The following is a 22,019-nucleotide window of genomic DNA, read 5'->3' as shown; positions in this document are numbered from 1 at the left end:
GAGTTGTCGTGCCCGTTCGACCCCTGGACCTGAGCCAACTGAAGGTGTTCCCGCTCGCCCAGCGCGAAAGCCTGACGCGCGCCGATGACATCCTCATCAACCCGGACGCGGAGCCGAAGCCGTGTTCCGAGGAGAACGCGGCCCTCATTCGCGCGTGCGCGGTACAGATTAAAGCGGCTCGCGCTCGCGGTGCGAGTGTGATGCTCATTTACGGGGCGCACCTGCTCCGTAACGGGGCCGCGAGCATCCTCGAACGAATGATGGCCGCGGGGTGGATCACCCACCTGGCGACAAACGGCGCGGGTACGATTCACGACTGGGAGTATGCGTGGTTCGGCGCGAGCACCGAGAGCGTCGAAATGGGCGTCGCGGGCGGGCACTTCGGGACGTGGCACGAGACCGCGTCAACGATTCACCTCGCGATCATGGCCGGCGCACTTGATGGGCTCGGCTACGGCGTGTCGCTCGGCAAGCTCATCCACGAGGACGGCGTCACACTCCCGACAACCGAAGAGTTGATGCGACTGATCGCGGCCGACCCCGCGCACCCGCTCACCGCGGCGCGGGCTGATCTCCTTCACGCGATGCGCGAGCAGAACTGGGCGCCGGGGCGCGTACAGATCGACCACAAGTGGAAGCACGCATCGATTCTGGCGCAAGCGTACCGCCACAGTGTGCCAGTCACGGTTCACCCCGGTATCGGGTACGACATCATCTCGAACCACCCGGTGTTTAGCGGATCGGCGATCGGGCGCGCCGCGGAGTGGGACTTCAAGCTGTTCGGCGGCTCTGTGGATGGGCTTGATGGGGGCATCGTGCTCTCGGTGGGTTCGGCGATCATGGGGCCGCAAGTGTTCGAGAAGAGCATCAGTTGCGTGAACAATCTGCGACTCCAGAGCGGGCGCGACGTGGTGAAGGACCACGCGATCTTCGTGGTCGATCTCCAGGACGGCGGGAACTGGGACTGGACGAAGGGTGAACCGCCGAAGACGAACCCCGCGTACTACCTGCGGTTCTGTAAGAGCTACTCGCGCATGGGCGGCGCCATGCACTACCTCCAGAACGACAACGCCGGCTTCATTCACACCCTCTACCGCGCGTTGCGTGCGGCGCACTGAGCGCGGCGTTCACGCCGGTTTCACCCGAACTTCGCGGTTACCACGGCATGGCTTCGTAGCCTTTCGGTATTCGCTCCCATTCGCCCGAGGTGCTGCCATGCTGGACCTGTCGAACCTGCGCGCCGCGGTGCGCTCCGAGGGCGGCGTTTCGCGCCGCCTGTTCCTCGCTTACGGCGCAGCGCTGGCCGCGCTCCCCACGGTCGGTGCTCGTGCATTCGGGCGCGTGGCCCGGCAGCCGAAGTTCACCGCGGACCCGTTCACGCTCGGGGTCGCGTCTGGCGATCCCACCGATACGGGCGTGGTACTGTGGACGCGGCTCGCTCCGAAGCCGCTGGACGAATTTGGCGGGATGGCTCCCGAGAACGTCGAGGTGCGGTGGGAACTGGCCGACGATGAAGGAATGAAGACTGTTCTGAAGACCGGCACTGTGATCGCGACCCCGCAACTGGGGCACTCGGTTCACGTTGAAGTCGAGGGGTTGAAGCCGGACCGCTGGTACTTCTACCGGTTCCAGTGCGGCGGAGCGATCAGCCCCGTCGGGCGCACCCGCACCACGCCGGAGCGGTCGAGCACGCCCGAGAAGCTGAAGTTCGCGTTCGCCTCGTGCCAGCACTACGAGCAGGGGTTGTTCACGGCCTACGAGCACATGGCCAAGGACGATCTCGACCTCGTGTTCCACCTGGGCGACTACATCTACGAGTACCCGAGCCGCGAGACCGCCAAGGTGGTACGCAAGCACGTCGGGCCGAAGGACGGCAAGATCAAGACGCTCGAGGACTACCGCAACCGGCACGCCCAGTACCGGACCGACCCGCACCTCCAGAGGACGCACAACCGGTTCCCGTGGGTCGTGACCTGGGACGACCACGAGTTCGACAACAACTACGCCAACGACATCCAGGAAGAACAGCCGAAGGGGAAGATGAAGGCGGACCCGGCCACGTTCCTCGAACAGCGGGCGAACGCTTATCAAGCGTACTACGAGATGATGCCGCTGCGCAAGGGGTGCGTGCCGAACGGCCCGGACCTGAAACTGTACCGCTCGATCGCGTTCGGCCGGCTCGCGGAGTTTCAGGTGCTCGACACGCGGCAGTATCGCACGGATCAGCCCAACGGGGACCGGTCTTCGGAACTCAACGACGACGCGCTCAACCCGAACAACACGATCCTCGGCACCAAACAGGCTGGGTGGCTCCGGTCCGCGCTTCTGAAGTCCACGAGCACCTGGAACGTGCTCGCGCAACAGGTGATGATGGGCATGGCGGACCTTGCGGCCGGCGAACCGAAGAAGTATTCGATGGACCAGTGGCCCGGGTACGCGCACGAGCGCATGAAGCTCATGCAGTGGATCGCGGACCGAAAAGTCTCGAACCCGGTGGTGCTGACCGGCGATATCCACTCCAATTGGGTCAATGACCTGCGCGTGGACGACCGCAAACTTGACACCCCGGTGGTCGCGGCCGAGTTCGTCGGCACGTCGATTACTAGCGGTGGGAACGGGGTCAAGGAGCCGAAGAACCTCGACACGCTCCTGGCCGAGAACCCGTTCATTAAGTTCCACAACCGTCAGCGCGGGTACGTGCGGTGTGCCATTACATCCAAGGAGTGGCGCAGCGATTACGTCATCGTGGAAGACGTGCTGAAAGCTGGTGCGCCCGCGGACGTGCGTGCGTCGTTCGTCGTTGAAGCCGGGAAAACTGGTGTCACGAAGGCGTGATGAAAAGCGCCGGGTGCGACCGAAATCAGATCGGTCGCACCTGATCCGCTCGTGGTTGTGGCAGGCAACTCCGACAGGGCCGTTGAGTTCTTCGTAGTTCGCACTTCCGGCCGCTCGTGCGCACATTCAACGGCCCCACAACTTCGGGCCATATCTTGCATCCGCCCGCATCGCGCGTCACACTGCCGATCTGCCCGCACGACAAACAACCGTGTGCCGTTTGTTGTCCCCGCACTCCCATTGGTCTCCCAGATGACGCGCGCCGTTGCTCTCCTGTTTCTCGTATTTGCGCCCTCTACACTGTTCGCCGCTGATCCCCCGAAGACGGGACCGTGGGACGTGGTCGCGCTCGGGCGCGCCGAGGTGAAACCGGAGTGGGGTAAGGAGGTCGAAAAGGCGCGCGAGGTGTACTACCCCGGTGAACCGTACCGAGGGAAGCCGACGCGCGTGTTCGCGTACTATGCTCGCCCCGCGAAGGGCGATGGGCCGTTCCCCGCGGTCGTACTCGTTCACGGCGGGGGTGGGAAGGCGTTCCAGGCGTGGGCCGAGCACTGGGCCGCACGCGGGTATTGCGCGCTCGCGATGGACCTCGCCGGCAACGGGCCGAACGGCCGACTCGCGGACGGCGGACCGGACCAGTCCGACGACGCGAAGTTCCGCGCCTTCGACGACAAAACTGTGAACGACATGTGGACGTACCACGCGATCGCGGCCGTGATCCGCGGGCACAATTTGTTGCGCTCGTTCGCGGAAGTGGACAAGGATCGGGTCGCGGTGACCGGCATCAGTTGGGGCGGGTACCTCACGTGCATCGTCGCGGGGGTCGATGACCGATTCAAAGCTGCCGTGCCGGTCTACGGGTGCGGGTTCTTGCACGAGAACAGCGCGTGGAAGGAGGCGCGTTTCGACAAAGTCGATGCGGACCGCCGCAAGCGCTGGGTGGAGACGTTCGACCCGTCGAAGTACCTGCCGAACGTGAAGTGTCCGATCCTGTTCCTGAACGGCACGAACGACTTCGCGTACCCAATGGACAGTTACCAGAAGTGCTACGAACTGGTCAAAGGGCCGCGCACGCTGTCCGTCCGCGTGCGGTTACCGCACGGTCACATCTGGACATTCGGCGAAGTGGATGCGTTCATCGACACGCACCTGAAGAAAGGCGACCCGCTTCCGTCTATCAGCGGCGTGATGCGCGCCGGTGATACCGTGAGTGCGAAGGTGTCGAGCAAGGTGAAGTTGAAGTCGGCGCACCTGCACTACGCGGTCGCGGAAGGGCCGTGGCAGAAGCGCGACTGGAAATCGATCGACGCGGACATCAAAGACGGGGTGGTAACTGCGAAACTGCCGGCCAATCGCCCAGTGGTGTACGAACTCGCGGTGACCGACGAGCGCGGGCTGGAAGTCACCGCGCCGCACGCGGTCCTCGCGGCCGATCCGCGGCCCGTGGCGCCCGCTCCGGCCATCGCGCGGACGGCGGCGAACGTCGCTTATGGCACGCACGAGCGCCAGGTGCTTGACTTCTGGAAGGCTGAGTCGAAGTCGTCCACGCCGGTCGTGTTGCTCATTCACGGCGGCGGGTGGGTGAACGGTGATAAGAGCGGCTACCGCAACGGTGTAAAGCGCTACCTTGATGCGGGTATTTCGGTGGTCGCGATCAACTACCGGCTGGTCACACAAGCGGACGCGGCCGGCATCAAACCGCCGGTCAAGTGGCCACTCGACGACGCAGCACGAGCACTGCAATTCGTGCGCTCGAAGGCGGCGGAATGGAACCTCGACAAGACGCGCGTCGGTGCGACCGGTGGATCGGCCGGCGCGTGTTCGTCGTTGTGGCTCGCGTTCCACAACGACCTCGCCGATCCCAAGAGCGCCGATCCCGTCAGCCGCGAATCGACGCGCCTGTCTTGCGTTGCCGTCAATGGCGCGCAGACGACCCTTGATCCGAAGGTGCTGCGCGAATGGATGCCGAACGCCCGCTACGGCGGTCACGCATTCGGCGTGCGCACTTCGACCAACCGCGACGGCGCGTTTCAAGTGTTCTTCGATCAGCGCGAGAAACTGCTCCCGTGGATCGAGGAGTATTCGCCGATCACGCACGTCACAAAAGACGACCCGCCGGTCTTCATGGAATACCCGTCGCAAAAGAAGCCGCCGGTGAAGGGAGAGAACCAGGACGATCCCACGCACTCCGCCCTGCTCGGCATGATCCTCGAAGAAAAGCTGAAGGCAGAGGGAATAGAGTGCGTGTTGGTCTATCCCGGCAAAGCGCACCCGAAGTACAAGACTTCTGCCGACTTCCTGATCGAGCGGCTCAAATCGAAGTGATGGCGCTGGGATCGCCTACCGCAACGTGCGTTCGTGGTAGTTCCAAACGTCACCTCCATTTGATACCATCCGTGGATTTGGCCGGTGAGGAGCACAACCATGTCAGCCTTTCCAAACGGGTTCAACAACACCATTGATCGATGCGATCCTCGTAGTGCCGCGCGATTGTTCCGGTGGCTGTGGCCGGACCCCGGCGTCATGCGGGCGTGTGCGAATAATTTTGCCGACTCCATCCGAACCGCGCACGCGGCAGCCGAGGGAAGTTGGGGAGTCACAATGTACGCCGAATCCTTGCGGTTGAATGTCGGCCAAGTCGAGACGTTGACACTTTACGCAAGTGACTGTCGCTTTCTTTTTCGCGCGCCGCTCGACCTTGGTGTGAACTCGCCGTTCATCGCGCAAATTGGAGGAGAACCGGTCTATCGGGCTGTCCCCGTTCCTTCTGGCGTTTGCGTGGTGCCGACTACCGGCATGGCGAATCTGCCTCACTCGATCCGCGCCGCGCACGATGTGTATATTCGGGACGCGGCTTCGTACAAACGTGTATCGCCTTTTAAGAGGAGCTTCTCACCGGCTGTACTGGAGTACCTCGAGTCACTCTTGGGCATAGTGCTGCCGCGGCCCAGTTACGTGTCACAAGAAGCGAACCAATTGGTTGAATCTCTGGCAGATGAGCTCGATACCTCCGCACCGATTCGGGAAGGGGCCAAGTACCAAGTTACGGTAAACGCTTACGAACGCGACCCGCGTGCGAGAAAGCTCTGTGTCACGCACTACGGTACAGGCTGTGCGATTTGTGGCTTCTCTTTTGGTGCCGTTTACGGACAAGTTGCAGAGGGGTTAATCCACGTTCACCACCTCCGCCCGCTTTCCGAAATCGGTGAAGAATCTGAGGTTGATCCAATTACCGATCTTCGGCCCGTGTGCCCAAATTGCCACGCTGTATTGCATCGACGAGCGCCAGCGTACAGCATCGACGAGGTAAGGGCGTTCTTACTCGCGACGCGATTGGTAACAAAAAATCAATGATCTAACCGATGAAATGAATCCAAGTCACTCGCCGATTTTAGCACATTATTCTCAGCGTACCCTGGAGTGACACAATTTATCCTTGAGGAGCCTGGTGCTGTAGCGGAAGATCGGTGCTCACCGTAATCCGTTACCGGGAGAGGCTCCATGCGTCCCACGTACTCGTTCCCCGAGTCGGTTGTCGAAGCGATTGTGCGCGATCGGTACGGGCACCCGGACCCGCGCGTTCAGGAGCGCATGGAGATCCTGTGGCTCAAGAGCAAGAACGAGTCGCACGGGCGCATCGCCGAACTCGCCAACGTGTCCCGGTCCACGGTTCAGCGGACCTTGCACATCTTCGCGGCGAAGGGCCTCGATGGGATTCGGTCGTTCGGGTGGAAGGGACAACCCAGTGCCCTGACGCCACACGCGGCAACGATCGAACAGGAGTTCCGCAAGCACCCGCCTCACACGGCTCACGAGGCGGCGCGGCGGATCGAGGAGCTGACGGGCGTCCGACGAAAAGTGTCGCGGGTGCGCAAATTCCTCAAGGACGACCTGGGGATGAAGTGCTTGAAGGTGGCACCGATCCCGGTCCCGCCCAAGAAGACGATCGAGGAACACGCCCGAGCGCAGGCGGACTTTTTAAAAGGCGGACCTGGAACCGAAGTTGGCGGAGGCGCGGAGCGGTAAGCGGTCGGTGTACTTCGTGGATGCGTCGCACTTCGTATTGGCGTCGTTCCTGGGTTGGGTGTGGTGCTTCGTGCGGTTGCACGTGCGCGCGGCAAGTGGTCGGCAGCGGTACAACGTGCTGGGCGCGCTGAACGCGGTCACGCACGAACTGGTGACGGAGATCAACACGACGTACATCACCGCCACGTCGGTGTGCGCGTTGCTTCACACGATCGCGCGCCGGGCGGGCTCGGTGCCCGTCACGTTGGTGCTGGACAACGCCCGGTATCAGCGGTGCGTGTTGGTGCAGGACGCGGCCAAGCAGTTGGGGATCGAGCTGCTGTTCCTGCCGTCGTACTCGCCGAACCTGAACTTGATCGAGCGCCTGTGGAAGTTCGTGAAGAAGGACGTGCTCAACAGTCGGCACCATCAGGACTTCAAGAGGTTCCAGAGTGCCATCGACGGGTGCCTCGCGGATCTGCCGACCAAACATCGAGAGAAACTGGCGACTCTGTTGGCCCACAACTTCCAGACCTGGAACAATGTGTCACTCCTGGGCGCGTAAAGCATAAATTGAAGAATCAGCCAGGGTTTACGCTCCACCCCTGGCTACTCGCTGTCGCCCTTACCGGGGCTACAAATGTGCTCATTTGTTTGATCCGCGTGATCCGCGGCTCTATTTCAGTGCCTTTCACGCCGTGGACTGCCTTACTTCGCGTTTTGCACGGTTTTCGTCGCCGTCATATCAACGGTGACTTTCATCTCCCCGCGCACGTCCTTGATGACCGCGTCCATTTTGGTGCTCATGGTCATAGTACCCTCGCGCGAGGAACCGTCGATCACGGCATCGAACCCACCGGTCATCTTGATCGTTCCGGTTGCACCGCCCATTCCCGGTGCCCCGGCGCCCGAACCTACGGCCAGATCACAGTCGAGGGAGACGGCTCCCCACGGTTTCCCGTCTTTTGTGTACGCGCGCGTCAGTTTTCCGGTGATTTTGCTTCGAGCCAGATCGATCGGGAGCGGTATTGCCCCGAGCGCTTTGACCCCCGCAGGGTCGACGGTCCACGACTCACCGACTTTGACGGCCGATTTCGGCAGGAAGTCGTCGATCTTGCCGGCGTTCGCCTTGGAGAACTCGCGGGTCAAGTCGCCCGCGTCCTGAGCGCTCATCTTTTTGCCGTCGGCCGTGAACGTGTAGTTGGCGCCCTTCTTCTCGATCGCAACTGTTTTTCCCTCGTAGGGTAGCGGTTTCATCGTGCCCGTTTTCGAGTCGAACTGCTGGGCCACTTTGTAAGTGCGAGTGAGCTTGGTCGGTTTCACAGCCCCGGTCGGCATCTCGATGACTTCCTCGCGATACTCCACTTTCTTGTCCCGCTTCTCTTTCTCGTTATTGCCTTTGGTGACCGTCTCGGATGTTCCGCTCTCGGACTCGATTTCGTCCGTTCGGTCCCCCGCGTGCTCCGAGCGGATCTTGATCGTGTAAGTCGCGTTCGGATCACCTTCACTCTGAGCGGTGCCGTCGCGGTTCTTGTTGCACCCGGCGAGAATGCCGATTGCGGCGACCAGCGGAACGTATCGACGGAACATGTGTCAGCTCCTGAAAGAACCGGCCGGATGGCGCGATTGGGTCATGCTACGCGCCACAGACCCGCTCGCAACGCGCGTCGCGCTCTTGGCCGCGGGCGCCACGTTCATAAGCTAAGCGGAGTTTGCGCCGGAAATACACCATGCCCCCTGGTCCGCTGGGCGCCGCGGCTCACCTGTTGATCGAGAACCATGCCGAAACGTACCGACATCAAGAAGATCCTGCTCATCGGCTCCGGCCCCATCATCATTGGCCAGGCGTGCGAGTTCGATTACTCGGGAACGCAGGCCTGCAAAGCACTTCGCGAAGAGGGCTATTCGGTCGTCCTGGTGAACTCCAACCCGGCGACCATCATGACCGACCCGGAGACGGCCGACCGCACGTACATCGAGCCGATCACCTGGGAAGTTGTTGAGAAGATCATCGTCGCGGAGCGCCCCGACGCGCTCCTGCCCACCCTCGGGGGGCAGACCGCGCTCAACACCGCGATGGACCTGTTCAAGAAGGGCGTGCTGGCGAAGCACGGCGTCGAGATGATCGGCGCCAACGCGGACGTGATCGACAAGGCCGAGGACCGGCAGCGGTTCAAGGACGCGATGCTGAAGATCGGCGTCTCCGTGCCGAAATCGGTCGTGGTTCACTCGCTCGAAGAGGCGATGCGCGCGGTCGAAGAAGTGGGGCTGCCGTGCGTGCTGCGCCCGAGCTTCACGATGGGCGGCACCGGCGGCGGGATCGCGTACAACCGCGACGAGTACCGCGACCTCATCACCCACGGGCTGCAGCTCTCGCCCACCACGGAAGTTCTCGTCGAAGAGTCCGTGATCGGCTGGAAAGAGTACGAGCTGGAGGTGATGCGCGACCGGGCCGACAACGTCGTCATCATCTGCTCCATCGAGAACCTCGACCCGATGGGGGTCCACACCGGCGACAGCATCACGGTCGCCCCCGCGCAAACGCTCTCCGACAAGGAGTACCAGCGGATGCGCGACAAGGCGAAGGACATCATCCGCGAGATCGGGGTCGAAACCGGCGGCAGCAACATTCAGTTCGCGATCAACCCGGCCGACGGGCGCATGATCGCGATTGAAATGAACCCGCGCGTGTCACGCAGTAGCGCCCTCGCGTCGAAGGCCACCGGGTTCCCGATCGCGAAGATCGCGGCCAAACTCGCGGTCGGCTACACGCTCGATGAACTCCGAAACGACATCACCCGCGAAACGCCGGCCTGCTTCGAGCCGACCATCGACTATGTCGTGACGAAAGTTCCTCGATTCGCGTTCGAGAAGTTCCCGGAAGCGAACCCGACGCTCACCACGCAGATGAAGAGCGTCGGCGAAACGATGGCGATCGGCCGCACGTTCAAGGAGTCTCTCCAGAAAGCGCTCCGCGGTCTGGAAGTCAACCGCTTCGGCCTCGGCTGCGACAAGCGCGACCGGTGGGGCACCGCGAACCCGCCCGCGCGCGAGGAGATCACGTTCAAGCTCTCCAGCCCCAATGCGGAGCGGGTCTGGTACCTGCGGTACGCCTTCCTCGCCGGGATGTCGCTCGACGAGATCCACCAGCGCACGAAGATCGATCCCTGGTTCCTTCGCGGGGTCGAGGATCTCGTCAACATCGAACACGAACTGCGTGCGGTCGGCTCGCTCGATAAGGTCACGCCCGAGCTGATGCTGAAGGCCAAGCAGAGCGGGTTCATCGACCGGCAACTGGCGCACATCTGGAACGTCGCGGAAGCCGAAGTTCGGAAGCTCCGCAAGAGCTTCGGGATCGAAGCGGTGTTCAAGAGCGTGGACACCTGCGCGGCCGAGTTCGAGGCGTACACGCCGTACTACTACTCGACCTACGAGCCAGGCGCGCGGGTCCAGCAGTCGGGCCAACCCGTGTACTTCTCCCCGGGCGAAGACGAGGTCCGCCCGTCCAGCGGGAAGTCGCGGATCATGATCCTCGGCGGCGGGCCGAACCGGATCGGTCAGGGTATCGAGTTCGACTACTGCTGCGTGCAGGCCGCGTTCGCACTGCGCGACAACGGCTACGAAGTCATCATGGTGAACTCGAACCCGGAAACGGTGAGCACCGACTACGACACGTCCGACCACTTGTTCTTCGAGCCGCTTACGCCCGAGGACGTGCTCAACATCAACGACAAGATGAAGCCCGAGGGCGTGATCGTGCAGTTCGGCGGGCAAACGCCGCTGAACCTCGCCACGCCACTTCAGGACGCGGGCGTGCCCATCATCGGCACGAGCGTGGACAGCATCGACGTGGCCGAGAACCGCGAGCGGTTCGCCAAACTCGTCAACGAAATCGGGCTGCTCCAGCCTGCGAACGGCACCGCGGTGGACGAATCGCAAGCTCTGCGGGTCGCGCGTCGGATCGGGTTCCCGATCCTCGTGCGCCCGAGCTTCGTGCTCGGCGGGCGCGACATGAAGATCATCTACAACGAGGACGAACTAACCGCGTACATTCGCCGCGTCGAACCCGATTTGTCGCGCGACCGCCCGGTACTGATCGACCAATTCCTTGAGAACGCGACTGAAGTCGATGTGGACTGCCTGAGCGACGGGAACCGGACCGTAATCGGCGGTGTCATGCAGCACATCGAGGAGGCCGGTATCCACTCCGGCGACTCCGCGTGCGTGATCCCGCCGTACAGTTTGCCCGCGGACGTCATTTCGGAGATCAAAGTTCAGGCGCGCAAACTGGCCACGGCGCTGAACGTAAAAGGGTTGATGAACATCCAGTTCGCGGTCGCCGGGATCCGCGCGGGCGGGATCGTCACCGATAAGCCCAAGGTTTACATCCTCGAAGCGAACCCGCGTGCGAGCCGAACAGTTCCCTTCGTGTCGAAGGCGACCGGGGTGCCGCTCGCTCGACTCGCTGCGCTCGTGATGGTGGGCAAGACACTCGACGAGTTGGGCGTGAAGGACGAGGTGATCCCAACGCACTACTCGATCAAAGAGAGTGTGTTCCCGTTCAACAAGTTCCCCGGCGTGGACATCATCCTCGGGCCGGAAATGAAGTCCACCGGCGAAGTCATGGGGATCGATGACTCGATGCCGATGGCGTTCGCGAAGGCGCAACTGGCTGCCAGTTCGCGGTTGCCCGAGGGCGGGACGGTGTTCATCTCCGTCGCGAACCGCGACAAGGACGCGGTGCTCCCGATCGCACGCGGGTTCGCCGAGATGGGCTTCAAGGTGATCGCGACGCGCGGGACCGCACAGTTCTTGCGCGAACGTGGTGTGCCGGTGGAAGACGTTCCGAAGATCGCTGAGGGGCGCCCGAACCTGCTCGACCACATGAAGAACGGGAAGGTGCAGTTGGTCATCAACACGCCGACCGGTCGTGGGAGTTCCACCGACGAGTCGAAGATCCGGGCCGAAGCGGTCGCCAGCCGCGTGACCGCGATCACCACGCTGTCCGCTGCACAAGCCGCCGTTGAAGCGTGTCGGGCACTCAAACAGCAACAACTGACCGTGACCGCACTTCAGGACCGGTTCCCGAAGCAATAACCCTCAGCGCGAGCGAAGGTGTCAAGCCACCGCTCGCTCGCGCCGCACCGGGTTCCCCGTCGTTTCCATCAGTGCTTGCAAGCCGTGAATGTGCTTGCAGCAGTACGCGCTGCGGTTCTCGCCGTTGTACACCGCGTCCGGGCACGTGCAGTGCCAGTTCAGGTGCCCGTCGCTCGCGCGCTCGGCCGCGATCTGGTACTCTTCGCGCCCGCCGGTCACGGTCCACGTCATCACGCAGCCGGGTTCGCTCGGGTTCGGGTTCCGGTACGTGACCCGGAACATGTACGGGGTCGGCCTGCGTTTCTTGTCCGGACCGGGGAGCACGACCGTTACTATGGCGAATGCCGCACGTGGTTTGTTTTCAGCGACCACAAGAGCGCCTCGTTTGTTGGTGTTTGGGTGTATTGAATTATATACTCACAAGTGTCCACTCCCGATGTCGGTAGACCGTTACTGTGGTAGATTGCAAGTACCCCGAACGGAGCGCCGCGCATGATCGAAGATACCCAACCGACCGACGCCCAGACGATGAAATCGTTCATCCGCGAACTGGCGCGCAAGAACCGGGTCGCTCAGAAGAACAAGGACGCGATCAGCCTGGAGATCTGCCGCAAGTTCACGGCGCTGCCGGCCTACGCCGCCGCGAAGACGGTGATGTGGTACGTGGACGCCGGGAGCGAGGTGCGCACGCGGCACACGCTCCCGGAGGCGCTCACCCACGGCAAGCGCGTGATCGTCCCGTGGTGCATCGTCGAGACCAACGAACTCGAACTGTTCTGGCTCGAAGACATGAGCGAACTGGTCGAGGGCGCGTACAAGATCCTGGAACCGAAGGCGGAACTGCGCGACCTCCCGGCGAAGAAGGTGCAACCAGAGGATCTCGACCTCGTCATGGTGCCGGGCACGGCTTTCGACCAACGCGGCGGGCGGATGGGGCAGGGCAAGGGGTACTACGACCGGCTGCTATCGCGCGCCCGGCTCGACGCGCCGCTCGTCGCGCTCAGTTTCGATTGCCAGATTTTTGAAGAGATCCCGGTCGCGGCACACGACGTTTTCATGGACCAGGTTTTGACCGAATCGCGCACAATCGTTGGCAAGGGCCGAGCGGGGAAGTGAACCGATGCGGGAGGGCCGGTCCGCGACGCAATTCTGGCAATCGGTCGTCCTGCGACTGATTGCCATTTGGCTGATCGGTTGGGGCACGATCCTGTGGTTCCAAGGGTGCCTCGCGCCCGCGGCGCGCGACGAGGCACTCCAGGACCAGCAGAAAATCGCGGCCCCGGTTCCGCCGCACACCAAGGACTGAGCCGCTCGGAGAGCAGTGGGGCGCTCGCGAGTGAGTGGGCCGCGCGTGCTCTGCTTCACGTGTTCCAAACCCCGTTCGGATCACGTGCTCGCGGCGCCCGGGGGCTCCCAGGTGTACCGGGCGGGGGGAACTTTTTGGCCCGGTTCTTGTTGCCCCCGCCGCACGATGGGGGCCCCATTTCATCACGGACGTGCTCCTCGCACATTCGCGGGTGCGACTTATGCCACTGCACAATTATCCCGGGCGCCTGCTCCTCGCGACCAGCGTCTCCAGCGCACTTCTCTTGGCTACGTCCGTGGCGGTTGCCGTTTATCTCAATGCCCAGCAGCTCCGAACGGCCGAGGTGCTGAACGAGAACATCGGGAGCCGGCGCGCGGCCGCCAATTTGCACGAGACGCTCGTTGACCTCGCCGCTCTTCACGAGCGGAAGGTGGCGAACCTGGAACCGCTCTTTGAACGGGTGCAGCTCCACCTCTCGGAAATCGATCGCTTGGCCGACAAAGGCGGCGAACAGGAACTCGCGCAGCAGGTGACCGATAGCTTTGCCCGATACCTGTTGTTGTGTGCGCTGACTGATAGTGCTGCTGCGGCCGAGTACCTCACGACGCGCGTGATTCCGGAGTGCGACCGGTTGCGCGACTTCAACGCACTGGAGATCGAAAAATCGGAGCTCGACCACCGGACGACCCTGCGCCGACTGACCTGGGGGTTCGTGGCGGTCGGGGTGCTCGGTTCGGCCGCCGGCCTGCTACTCGGGTACGGGTTGGCGCGCGGGCTACGCCGGGCAATGGATTCGTTGCTGATCCGCCTTCAAGACGCTTCGGGCATGCAGGAGGTCGCGACCGTTGAGTGGCAGCGCGACGGGCGCTCGGTCCTCGACGGACCGGAGGGGCTCGCGAACCGGGTCGAACAGATCGTGCGACAGCTCCAGCAGCGTGAGCAGGACGTGCGCCGGGCGGAGCGCCTGGCCGCGGTGGGGCAACTCGCCGCCGGCGTCGCGCACGAGATCCGGAACCCGCTCACGTCCGTATTGTTATTAATTCAGATGGCGCGGCTGGACCCGACCGCCGGCGCGCTCACGGACGCGGACCTGGCTCTCATCGACAGTGAATTGGGCCGCATCGAGCAGTCCCTGAGAACGTTACTCGACTACGCGCGCCCGCCGAAACTGGAGCGCGTGAAGTGCGATCTGACCGCGGTCGCCGAGAGCGCCGTACAGCTCGTCCGCGGGCGCGCGGGGCAGCAGGGCGTGACGATCCGATTTATTCCGCCGGGGGCGATTACACTCGACGCGGACCCGGCCCAGTTGCGCCAGGTGGTCGTCAACCTGATGCTCAACGCACTGGACGCGATGCCGACGGGCGGTACTCTCGAACTGACCGTCGGGCGCGACACCGCTGATGCCACTCTGACCGTAACCGATACCGGGCCGGGTATCACCCCGGCCATGCTCCCCCGATTGTTCGAGCCGTTCGCGACGGGGAAGGAAACCGGGGTCGGTCTTGGGCTGGTGGTGTCGCGGCGAATTGTAGAAGATCACGGAGGGGTTCTGCACGGGTTCAATCGGCCGGTCGGTGGCGCCACGTTCGTGATGCGCTTGCCCATCGGGTAAGGAAACTCGTGCGGGGGACACGCGATGCCACTGCTGCTGCTGATCGACGACGAACCGGCCATCCAGCACGCCTTCAAGAAGGCGTTTTACCCGCCCAACTACGAAACCCTCACGGTCCGGACCGCGAGCGAGGGCGTGGCGCTGTTCGCGGAACGGAAGCCGGACGTGGTGGTTCTCGATGTGAACCTGCCCGATTCGTCCGGGCTACAGACGTTCGACCGCATTAAGCAGATCGATGCCCGCACGCCGGTCATTCTGATTACCGGTCACGGGACGACCGATCTGGCGATCCAGGCCATGAAGCGCGGGGCGTTCGACTACCTGCCGAAGCCCCTTCCATTTGAACAGTTGAGAGAACTGATCGGGCGCGCGGCCGAGGTGAGCCGGCTCATGAACGTGCCGGCAGTGGTGGCCGAAACCACGCCGGCTCCCGCCGATGCCGATGCACTCGTCGGCCGGTGCCCGGCGATGCACGAGGTGTACAAGGCCATCGGGCGCGTCGCGGGGACCGACGCCACGGTTCTCATCCTGGGCGACACCGGTACTGGCAAGGAACTCGTTGCGCGGGCCATCTACCAGCACGGAAATCGAGCTGATAAGCCGTTTCTGGCTGTGAACTGCGGTGCTATCCCCGAACCGCTCCTGGAGAGCGAATTATTCGGGCACGAAAAGGGAGCGTTTACAGGCGCAGACCGCAAGCGCATCGGCAAGTTCGAGCAGTGCTCGGGTGGCACGCTGTTTCTCGACGAATTGGGCGAACTCCCGCTCCTCTCTCAGGTCAAACTCCTCCGGGCCATTCAGGAGCAGCGGTTCGAGCGTGTGGGGGGGACGGAAACTCTCCAGACCGATGTCCGCGTGATCGCGGCCACCAACGCCGACCTGGAGAAACTCGTCGCGCAGGGGCGGTTCCGCTCCGACCTGTACTTCCGGCTCAACGTGTTCACCATCGCGCTCCCGCCGCTGCGACAGCGGGGCGACGATATCGATCTCCTGACCGATTACTACCTGAACCGCTTCGCTTCGGAATTCGGCCGCCCGGTACCGATCGTGTCGCCGGAGTTCCGGGACGCGCTTCGCCGATATCGGTGGCCGGGTAACATTCGCGAACTCCAGAGCGTTCTGAAGCAGGGAATGCTCAAGATGAGCGGGGGCATCCTTCTGCCGGACGTTCTTGCGTCTTTGCAAAAAGAGGTCGCCGTTCAGCCCGTTGAGGCGCCCACCAGTAACGGCGCTGCTCCGGCTCCAGTGGCCACAGTTCCCAATCGGCCGGCGCTCGATTGGGATCAGTTCATTGCGGAGCGATTGGACGCCGGTTCGCGGGAGTTGTACTCGGAGTGCCTCACCCTGCTCGAACGTCAGCTCCTCACACGAGTTTTGGAGCGAACGGGCGGGAATCAACTGCGCGCCGCGGAGTTACTCGGCATCACGCGCGGGAGCCTGCGCCACAAGCTCCGTGCATTGGGCTTGACAATCGAGCGGAGCCTGAGCGCGGACGACGACCACGCCGATTAAGACCCGCGCGTCTTTCCGGTCGTCGGTCGATCACGTCCGGCGCGCTGTTTCTTCTTGGGTGAAATCATTCAATTGACATATCTTGTTACTGAATAGCAACTTCCGTCATTTTCGTGCCGCGGCTTCTCGTGTGGCATGGAAATTGAGTTAATCACTTCCACGTGATCGTGCGCATCGCTGCCGGACGGTTCACCTGGGATGATCATGCTTAAGTTGTCCGCCCTCACCGATCGACTCGGTCTTGCCGGTCGTGCCTTAGCTGTTGGCGGCGTGGTACTCGTCGCCGGCGTTGCGGCGACTTGGCTGGCGGCTGGTACCGTGCGGTCCGCACACGGCGGCGGAACGGTCGAGAAAAAGGAACCGGACACGGTCGCCAAGATCCGACGCGACGGAACCGATCAGATCGTCGTCCCGGCGGACGTGTGCGCGTCCCTCGGGCTGAAAACGGTGCCCGCGACGCTCCCGCCGGCCACTCGGAACCTGCCGTCGTTCCAGGGCGTTCTCAATTTCGACAACGGGCGGTTGGTTCGCGTTCAGTCGCCGTTCGCCGGACAGGTCATTGAGGCGGGCGGTTCAACTAACCAGGAACTGGGCTCCCACATGCCGTCCGCGTTTCCGACGAGCAACTCGGGTCTGCGTGTCGGGGACAAAGTGACCCGGGGTGATGTGCTGGCCGTGGTGTGGAGCGCGGACCTCGGCGCGAAGAAGAGCGAGTTCGTGGACGCCGTTTCCAAACTCAAAACGGACGAGAAGACGTACCGCCGGTTGGACGAACTCTACCAGATCAACGGGACCGCGGAGCGCACGGTGCGCGAGGCCGAGCGGACGGTTCAAGCCGATCGCGTGGCCGTTGAGCGGGCCGAGGCGACGCTTCGGGCCTGGCGCGTGCCGGCAGACGAGATTGCCGCGCTCCGGGAAAGTGCCGACCAGTTGTCCGCCCCCGACGCGAAGCGGACCGACCCGGCGAAGTGGGCGCGCGTTGAAGTCAAGGCCCCGATCAGCGGCGTCATTCTCGAAAAGAACGTGGCCGCGGGACAGGTGGTGGACACGACCTCCGACCTGTTCCGCATCGGGGACGTGTCCACGCTCGCGGTATGGGTTCACGTGTACGAGGAAGACCTTCCACTGATCTGCAAGCTCTCGCTGCCGCGCGAGTGGGCCATCAGCGCGGTCGCATCGCCGGGCACGGTGCACACCGGGAAGTTGGAACGAATCGGGATGGCGATCGACCCCGCGCAGCACACGGCACTCGTTACGGGGACCGTCGAGAACGAAAAAGGCGACCTGCGCGCGGGGATGGCCGTGACCGTGACTGTCAAAATCCCGACTTCGAGCGACGAAATCGAAGTCCCCGCTGAGGCGGTTGTCGAAGACGGGCGCGAGAGCTCGGTGTTCGTCCGGGCGGACTCGTCCGGCGACCGGTACGTTCGGCGCCCGGTGACGGTCGTGCGCCGCTCCCGCGACACGATCGCCATCGCCGCACGGTCCGGGGGACTGAAGCCGGGCGACGCGGTCGTCACTTCCGGCTCGCTCCTGTTGGGCAGCGCGTTCACCGACCTCCCTCAGCCGAAACCGTAACCGCCCGACCATAGGGTTTTCGCCCGATGATTCAGAAGTTGATTGGTTGGGCGGTCGCGAATCCGCTCGTGGTCATGATCCTCGTGACCACCCTCGCTGTGACCGGCGGTTACGCATTCGCACACGTCAACATCGAAGCATACCCCGATCCGGCCCCGGCCATCATCGAAGTGGTGGCCCAGTACCCGGGCGCGAGTGCCGAAGAAGTCGAGCGCCAGGTCACCGTTCCCCTCGAAGTCGCGCTGGCCGGTATGCCGGGGCTCGAAACGACCCGGAGCAAATCTCTTTTTGGTTTGGCCCACGTTCGTAACCAGTTCGATTACTCGCGCGATTACGACCAGGCCAAACAGGACGTGCTCAACCGGCTCGCGTCGGTGAACTTGCCGACCGGTGTCACGCCCCAAATTTCTCCCGCCTCGCCGGTCGGCGAGATCCTCCGCTTCACCATTTACAACCCGAAGGACGCGACCGGGCGTCCGGTGTACACCCTGAGCGACCTGAAGGCCATCGAAGATTACGTGATTCAGCGCGAACTGCTGCGCGTGCCCCGGATCGCGGGCGTGACCGGCATCGGCGGGACGGTGAAGCGCTACGAGGTCCAACCCGATCCGGACCGGTTGCGGCAGTACGGCATTACCCTGGCTCAGTTACAGTCCGCGCTGGGGGCCGCGAACGCGAACGGGAGCGGCGACAATCTGACGCAAGGCGTTCAGCGCACCGTTGTGGTGCGATCGCTGGGCCTCATTGGTCAGGGGCAAGACCCTTACCTTCCGACGCTGGCGACGCGCGACCCGGTTCGGGCCGCGGCCCACTTGCGGATCGAGGAGGCGCGCCGGTGCCGCGAGATCCGGCAAGTCGTCGTCGCGGCGGTGAACACCGTTCCGGTTCGCGTGGACAACCTCGTGGACGGCGGGCCGGTTCTGAACGCGGACGGCTCGGTGAACCCGTCCAAACTGTTCCAGAAGCCGGACGGCACCACCGAGTGGGACGTCGCCGGGCGCTGGGACGACGGCCCGGTGCTGAACACCGACGGTACCTCGCGCGACGACGACGCGACGACCACAATGAAACTGGCGTGGAGCAAGGCACTCACCGCGCGCGGGGTGGTGGTGGGGAACCAAACGCGGCAGGGGCGCGTGGGGATCAGCCGCCCGTTGCGCGCCCGCGAGTGGGCCGCGCTCTCGGACCGCGAAAAGCGACACGCGCGCCAACAGCGCAACTGGCCCGAACCCACGCCCCCGAGTTTCGGCGAGGAACTGCGGAGCCTGTTCGTCGGCCCCGCACCGGAACCCGGCGACCCGACACAGGCCGTGTGGTGGCGTGACGAGAACATGCGCTGGCAGGACCGCCCGGCCGACGCGCGATCGTGGGACGCGCTGTCCGACGCCGAACGTGCGGCGGTGCGTGCGGAGCTGCGCGAGCGTCTGCCCGATAACCCGGTCGGCTGGCGGTTCTACACGGCGGGCGGCCGGTGGGACGGGTGGGACGACAATCGGTGGAGCGACGAGGACGACGTGGTGCAGGGGATCGTGCTGCTCCGCAAGGGGCAGGAGTCGCTCCCCGCGCTGACGGCCGTGCTCGCCCGGATCGACGAACTGAACCAGCCCGGCAAGCTCCCCGCGGGGATGCGGATCTCCCCGTTCTACAACCGCACCGAACTCATCAACCGCACGACCGAGACGGTTAACGAGAACCTGCTGGTCGGCATGGCGCTGGTGACGGCCATCCTCCTGATGTTCCTCGGGAATGTTCGCGCCGCAGTTATCGTCGCGATCAACATTCCCTTGGCGCTGTTGTTCGCGTTCGGCGTGCTCTACGCACGGGGGAAATCGGCCAATTTGCTGTCCATCGGCGCAGTGGACTTCGGCATCATCGTGGACTCGTCCGTCATCATCGTGGAGAGCATTTACCGGCACCTGAACGCGGACGAGCACGCGGACGTGCCGCTGGCCGATCGCATCGCGTCCGCGTGCGGTGCGGTCACCAAGAGCCTGTTCTTCGCGACCGTCGTGATGGTGTGCGCGCTGCTCCCGCTCTTCACGATGAAGGGACCGGAGGGGCAGATTTTCGGGCCGATGGCCGACACGTATGCGTTCGCGCTGGCCGGGGCGCTGGTTCTGGCTCTGACCGTGTCGCCGGTGTTGTGCCTGCTGCTCTTGAGGAATTTGGGGAAGCCGCCGGGAACGGGCTTCTGGGCGCGCCTGGGCCGGACCGTGTCGTGGGCGTTTTTGCTCCCGGTGATTCTCGCCCCGCTGAAGTTCCTGTTCGTTCCGCGACACGGTGATCCCGAGAACCGTCTCGTTCGCGCCCTGAACTGGGTCTTCCTCGCGCAGCTCCGCGTCACCCTTCGGCTGCGCTGGGTCGCGCTCGCGGTGTTCGTCGGCGGCCTGTGTTACACCGGGGTGGTCGCGGCAAACATGGGGCGCGAGTTCATGCCGGAACTCGAAGAAGGCAACCTGATGGTTCGGGGTACGTTCCCCGTGAACGTGTCGCTGGAGGAATCCGGAACCCGAGCGCGGCAATTACGCGAGCTGCTGCACGAGTTCCCGGAGTTCGCGGTGGTCGTTCCGGCGATCGGCCGGCCGGACGACGGGACCGATCCCACCGGCTACTACAACGTCGAGACGTTTTGCCCGCTCCGCCCCGAACCGCTGTGGCCGGCGCACCCGAAATACGGCCGCCCGCGGAAGAAAGTGGAAATGGTGAGCGACCTGAACGAGGCGCTCGCCCAGCGGTTCCCGGGGGTGGACTGGGACATCTCGCAGATCATCCGCGACAACGTGATGGAAGCGCTGTCCGGGGTGAAGGGGGAGAACTCGATCAAGGTGATCGGGCCGGAACTGGATTCGCTCGAACGGATCGCCGGGCAGATCAAGGACAAGTTGGACTCGGTTCAGGGGGTCGAGAACCCGGGGGTGTTTCGCATTCAGGGACAAACGAGCCTGGAGTTCCCGATCGATCGCAGGAAGTGCGCTCTTTGGAACGTGTCGGCCGCGGACGTGCAAGCGGTGATCGGATCGGCCGTGGGCGGGAAGGCCGCGACGCAAATCCAGGAGGGCGAGAAGCAGGCCGACCTGACGGTTCGGTGGCCGCTGCGGTTGCGCGCGGACGAGGCCGCGATCCGTTCGATCCCGGTGCCGGTCGGCAACACGGTTACGGCCGGCGGACCTCCCAGCGCCCCGAGTTCTCAAATTAGTGGCACCGGGGTGGGCACTTCACCGACCGGTTCTGCGGTTGCGCCGCCCGTCTCGACCGGGAACCCGTACAACGCGGCCCCCGTGTGGACAACGACCCCGACCCGGCGCCTCGACGATCTGGTGACGCCGATCAACGCGAGCGGTCAACCCGATCCCGGCGGGTCGTTCTTGCGCCCCGGTGCTTCGACGATCTACCGCGAACAGGGGCAGCGCCTCATCGCGATCAAGTTCGAGGTCCGTGGGCGCGACCTGGCGAGCACGGTGAGTGAGGCCCGCGCCGCGGTGGAGCCGCTCCTGAAGCCCCCGTACCGGGCAGAGTGGAGCGGGGAGTTCAAGCAGATGGAAGAGGCCGAGAAGCGGATGGCCCGGATGTTCGCGCTGTCTTTGGCGCTCATCGCGCTCCTCTTGTACCTCGCGTTCCGGTCGTTTTTGGACGCGGCCGTGGTGTTCGCCAACGTACTGGCGATGGGCGTCGGCGGGGTGTGGGCGCTCAAACTCGCGAGCCTGAACTTCAACATCTCCGCGGCGGTCGGGTTCATCTCCATTCTCGGCGTCGCGGTGATGAACGGGTTGCTGTTCGTCTCGGCCTTTAACGGATTGCGCGCTCGCGGGGTGGAGCTGAACGAAGCTCTCTCGCGCGGCACGCGGCAACTCGTTCGGCCGGTGGTTATGACGGCGCTGGCTGCCATTCTCGGGCTGTTACCGGCTGCGTTCTCGACCAAGATGGGGTCCGAATCGCAGCGGCCGCTCGCGGTGGTGGTGGTGGGCGGGATGCTGTTCACCATCCTGACGCTCGTTCTGGTTCCGGTGCTCTACAGCTTCTACGGCGACCGCACTCCCCCCGAAGGCGCGGGCGATTTCTCCCACTAAACGCCTC

General features: G+C 63.8%; 15 protein-coding genes. 13 read left to right on the top strand and 2 right to left on the bottom strand.

Annotated elements, in window-relative coordinates; genetic code table 11:
• Nucleotides 1-8 precede the first annotated feature (8 nt).
• The 6 genes from VT84_RS21580 to VT84_RS42345 all read left to right on the top strand — a co-directional run bounded on the left by VT84_RS21580 (nucleotide 9) and on the right by VT84_RS42345 (nucleotide 7,405).
• Nucleotides 9-1,118: a hypothetical protein gene (locus tag VT84_RS21580; RefSeq protein WP_052551882.1), complete on the top strand. Its 1,110-nt coding sequence runs from the start codon at nucleotides 9-11 to the stop codon at nucleotides 1,116-1,118.
• 97 nt (nucleotides 1,119-1,215) lie between these two features.
• Nucleotides 1,216-2,835: an alkaline phosphatase D family protein gene (locus VT84_RS21575; protein WP_082840964.1), complete on the top strand. Its 1,620-nt coding sequence runs from the start codon at nucleotides 1,216-1,218 to the stop codon at nucleotides 2,833-2,835.
• Nucleotides 2,836-3,087: 252 nt separating this feature from the next.
• Nucleotides 3,088-5,160, top strand: coding sequence for an alpha/beta fold hydrolase (locus VT84_RS41045; RefSeq protein ID WP_082840963.1), 2,073 nt, complete (start codon nucleotides 3,088-3,090; stop codon nucleotides 5,158-5,160).
• Between the two features lie 276 nt (nucleotides 5,161-5,436).
• Complete coding sequence (locus VT84_RS21565) at nucleotides 5,437-6,189, top strand: HNH endonuclease (RefSeq protein ID WP_204249616.1); 753 nt, start codon at nucleotides 5,437-5,439, stop codon at nucleotides 6,187-6,189.
• A gap of 147 nt (nucleotides 6,190-6,336) precedes the next feature.
• A complete protein-coding gene (locus VT84_RS42350) occupies nucleotides 6,337-6,861 on the top strand; it encodes a helix-turn-helix domain-containing protein (RefSeq protein WP_052552795.1) in 525 nt (174 codons plus the stop codon).
• A complete protein-coding gene (locus VT84_RS42345; RefSeq protein WP_410000365.1) occupies nucleotides 6,839-7,405 on the top strand; it encodes an IS630 family transposase in 567 nt (188 codons plus the stop codon). Before VT84_RS42350 ends, VT84_RS42345 begins: the two co-directional genes overlap by 23 nt.
• A gap of 143 nt (nucleotides 7,406-7,548) precedes the next feature.
• Here the strand turns inward: VT84_RS42345 and VT84_RS21555 are convergent, their stop codons facing one another.
• Complete coding sequence (locus tag VT84_RS21555) at nucleotides 7,549-8,430, bottom strand: hypothetical protein (protein ID WP_082840962.1); 882 nt, start codon at nucleotides 8,428-8,430, stop codon at nucleotides 7,549-7,551.
• 189 nt (nucleotides 8,431-8,619) lie between these two features.
• Between VT84_RS21555 and carB the strand changes: the two genes are divergently transcribed.
• Nucleotides 8,620-11,937: a carbamoyl-phosphate synthase large subunit gene (carB, locus tag VT84_RS21550; protein ID WP_082840961.1), complete on the top strand. Its 3,318-nt coding sequence runs from the start codon at nucleotides 8,620-8,622 to the stop codon at nucleotides 11,935-11,937.
• A gap of 21 nt (nucleotides 11,938-11,958) precedes the next feature.
• Here the strand turns inward: carB and VT84_RS21545 are convergent, their stop codons facing one another.
• The gene (locus VT84_RS21545; protein ID WP_082840960.1) at nucleotides 11,959-12,309 is read right to left on the bottom strand and encodes a hypothetical protein; all 351 of its coding nucleotides are present in this window, start codon (nucleotides 12,307-12,309) and stop codon (nucleotides 11,959-11,961) included.
• A gap of 120 nt (nucleotides 12,310-12,429) precedes the next feature.
• Here VT84_RS21545 and VT84_RS21540 point away from each other — a divergent pair, with 120 nt between their 5' ends.
• The 6 genes from VT84_RS21540 (at nucleotide 12,430) to VT84_RS21515 (ending at nucleotide 22,012) form a co-directional block, all read left to right on the top strand.
• Nucleotides 12,430-13,053, top strand: a complete 624-nt coding sequence (locus tag VT84_RS21540; protein ID WP_052551869.1) for a 5-formyltetrahydrofolate cyclo-ligase — start codon at nucleotides 12,430-12,432, stop codon at nucleotides 13,051-13,053.
• Nucleotides 13,054-13,057: 4 nt separating this feature from the next.
• Nucleotides 13,058-13,243 carry a hypothetical protein gene (locus VT84_RS21535; protein WP_052551867.1) on the top strand — a complete coding sequence of 62 codons (186 nt, stop codon included), beginning with the start codon at nucleotides 13,058-13,060 and terminating at the stop codon, nucleotides 13,241-13,243.
• 220 nt (nucleotides 13,244-13,463) lie between these two features.
• Entirely contained in the window at nucleotides 13,464-14,855 is a 1,392-nt protein-coding gene (locus VT84_RS21530) for a sensor histidine kinase (RefSeq protein WP_082840959.1), read from the top strand.
• A 24-nt stretch (nucleotides 14,856-14,879) separates the two neighbouring features.
• Nucleotides 14,880-16,367, top strand: coding sequence for a sigma-54-dependent transcriptional regulator (locus tag VT84_RS21525; RefSeq protein ID WP_082840958.1), 1,488 nt, complete (start codon nucleotides 14,880-14,882; stop codon nucleotides 16,365-16,367).
• A gap of 204 nt (nucleotides 16,368-16,571) precedes the next feature.
• Nucleotides 16,572-17,945 carry an efflux RND transporter periplasmic adaptor subunit gene (locus VT84_RS21520; RefSeq protein WP_162271799.1) on the top strand — a complete coding sequence of 458 codons (1,374 nt, stop codon included), beginning with the start codon at nucleotides 16,572-16,574 and terminating at the stop codon, nucleotides 17,943-17,945.
• A 26-nt stretch (nucleotides 17,946-17,971) separates the two neighbouring features.
• Complete coding sequence (locus VT84_RS21515; RefSeq protein WP_082840956.1) at nucleotides 17,972-22,012, top strand: efflux RND transporter permease subunit; 4,041 nt, start codon at nucleotides 17,972-17,974, stop codon at nucleotides 22,010-22,012.
• Nucleotides 22,013-22,019: the final 7 nt, after the last annotated feature.

Source organism: Gemmata sp. SH-PL17 (genome assembly GCF_001610855.1).
Classification (GTDB): Bacteria; Planctomycetota; Planctomycetia; order Gemmatales; family Gemmataceae; genus Gemmata; species Gemmata massiliana.
The sequence above is the reverse complement of the archived record's forward strand: the minus strand, read 5'-3'. Positions and strand labels throughout refer to the sequence as shown.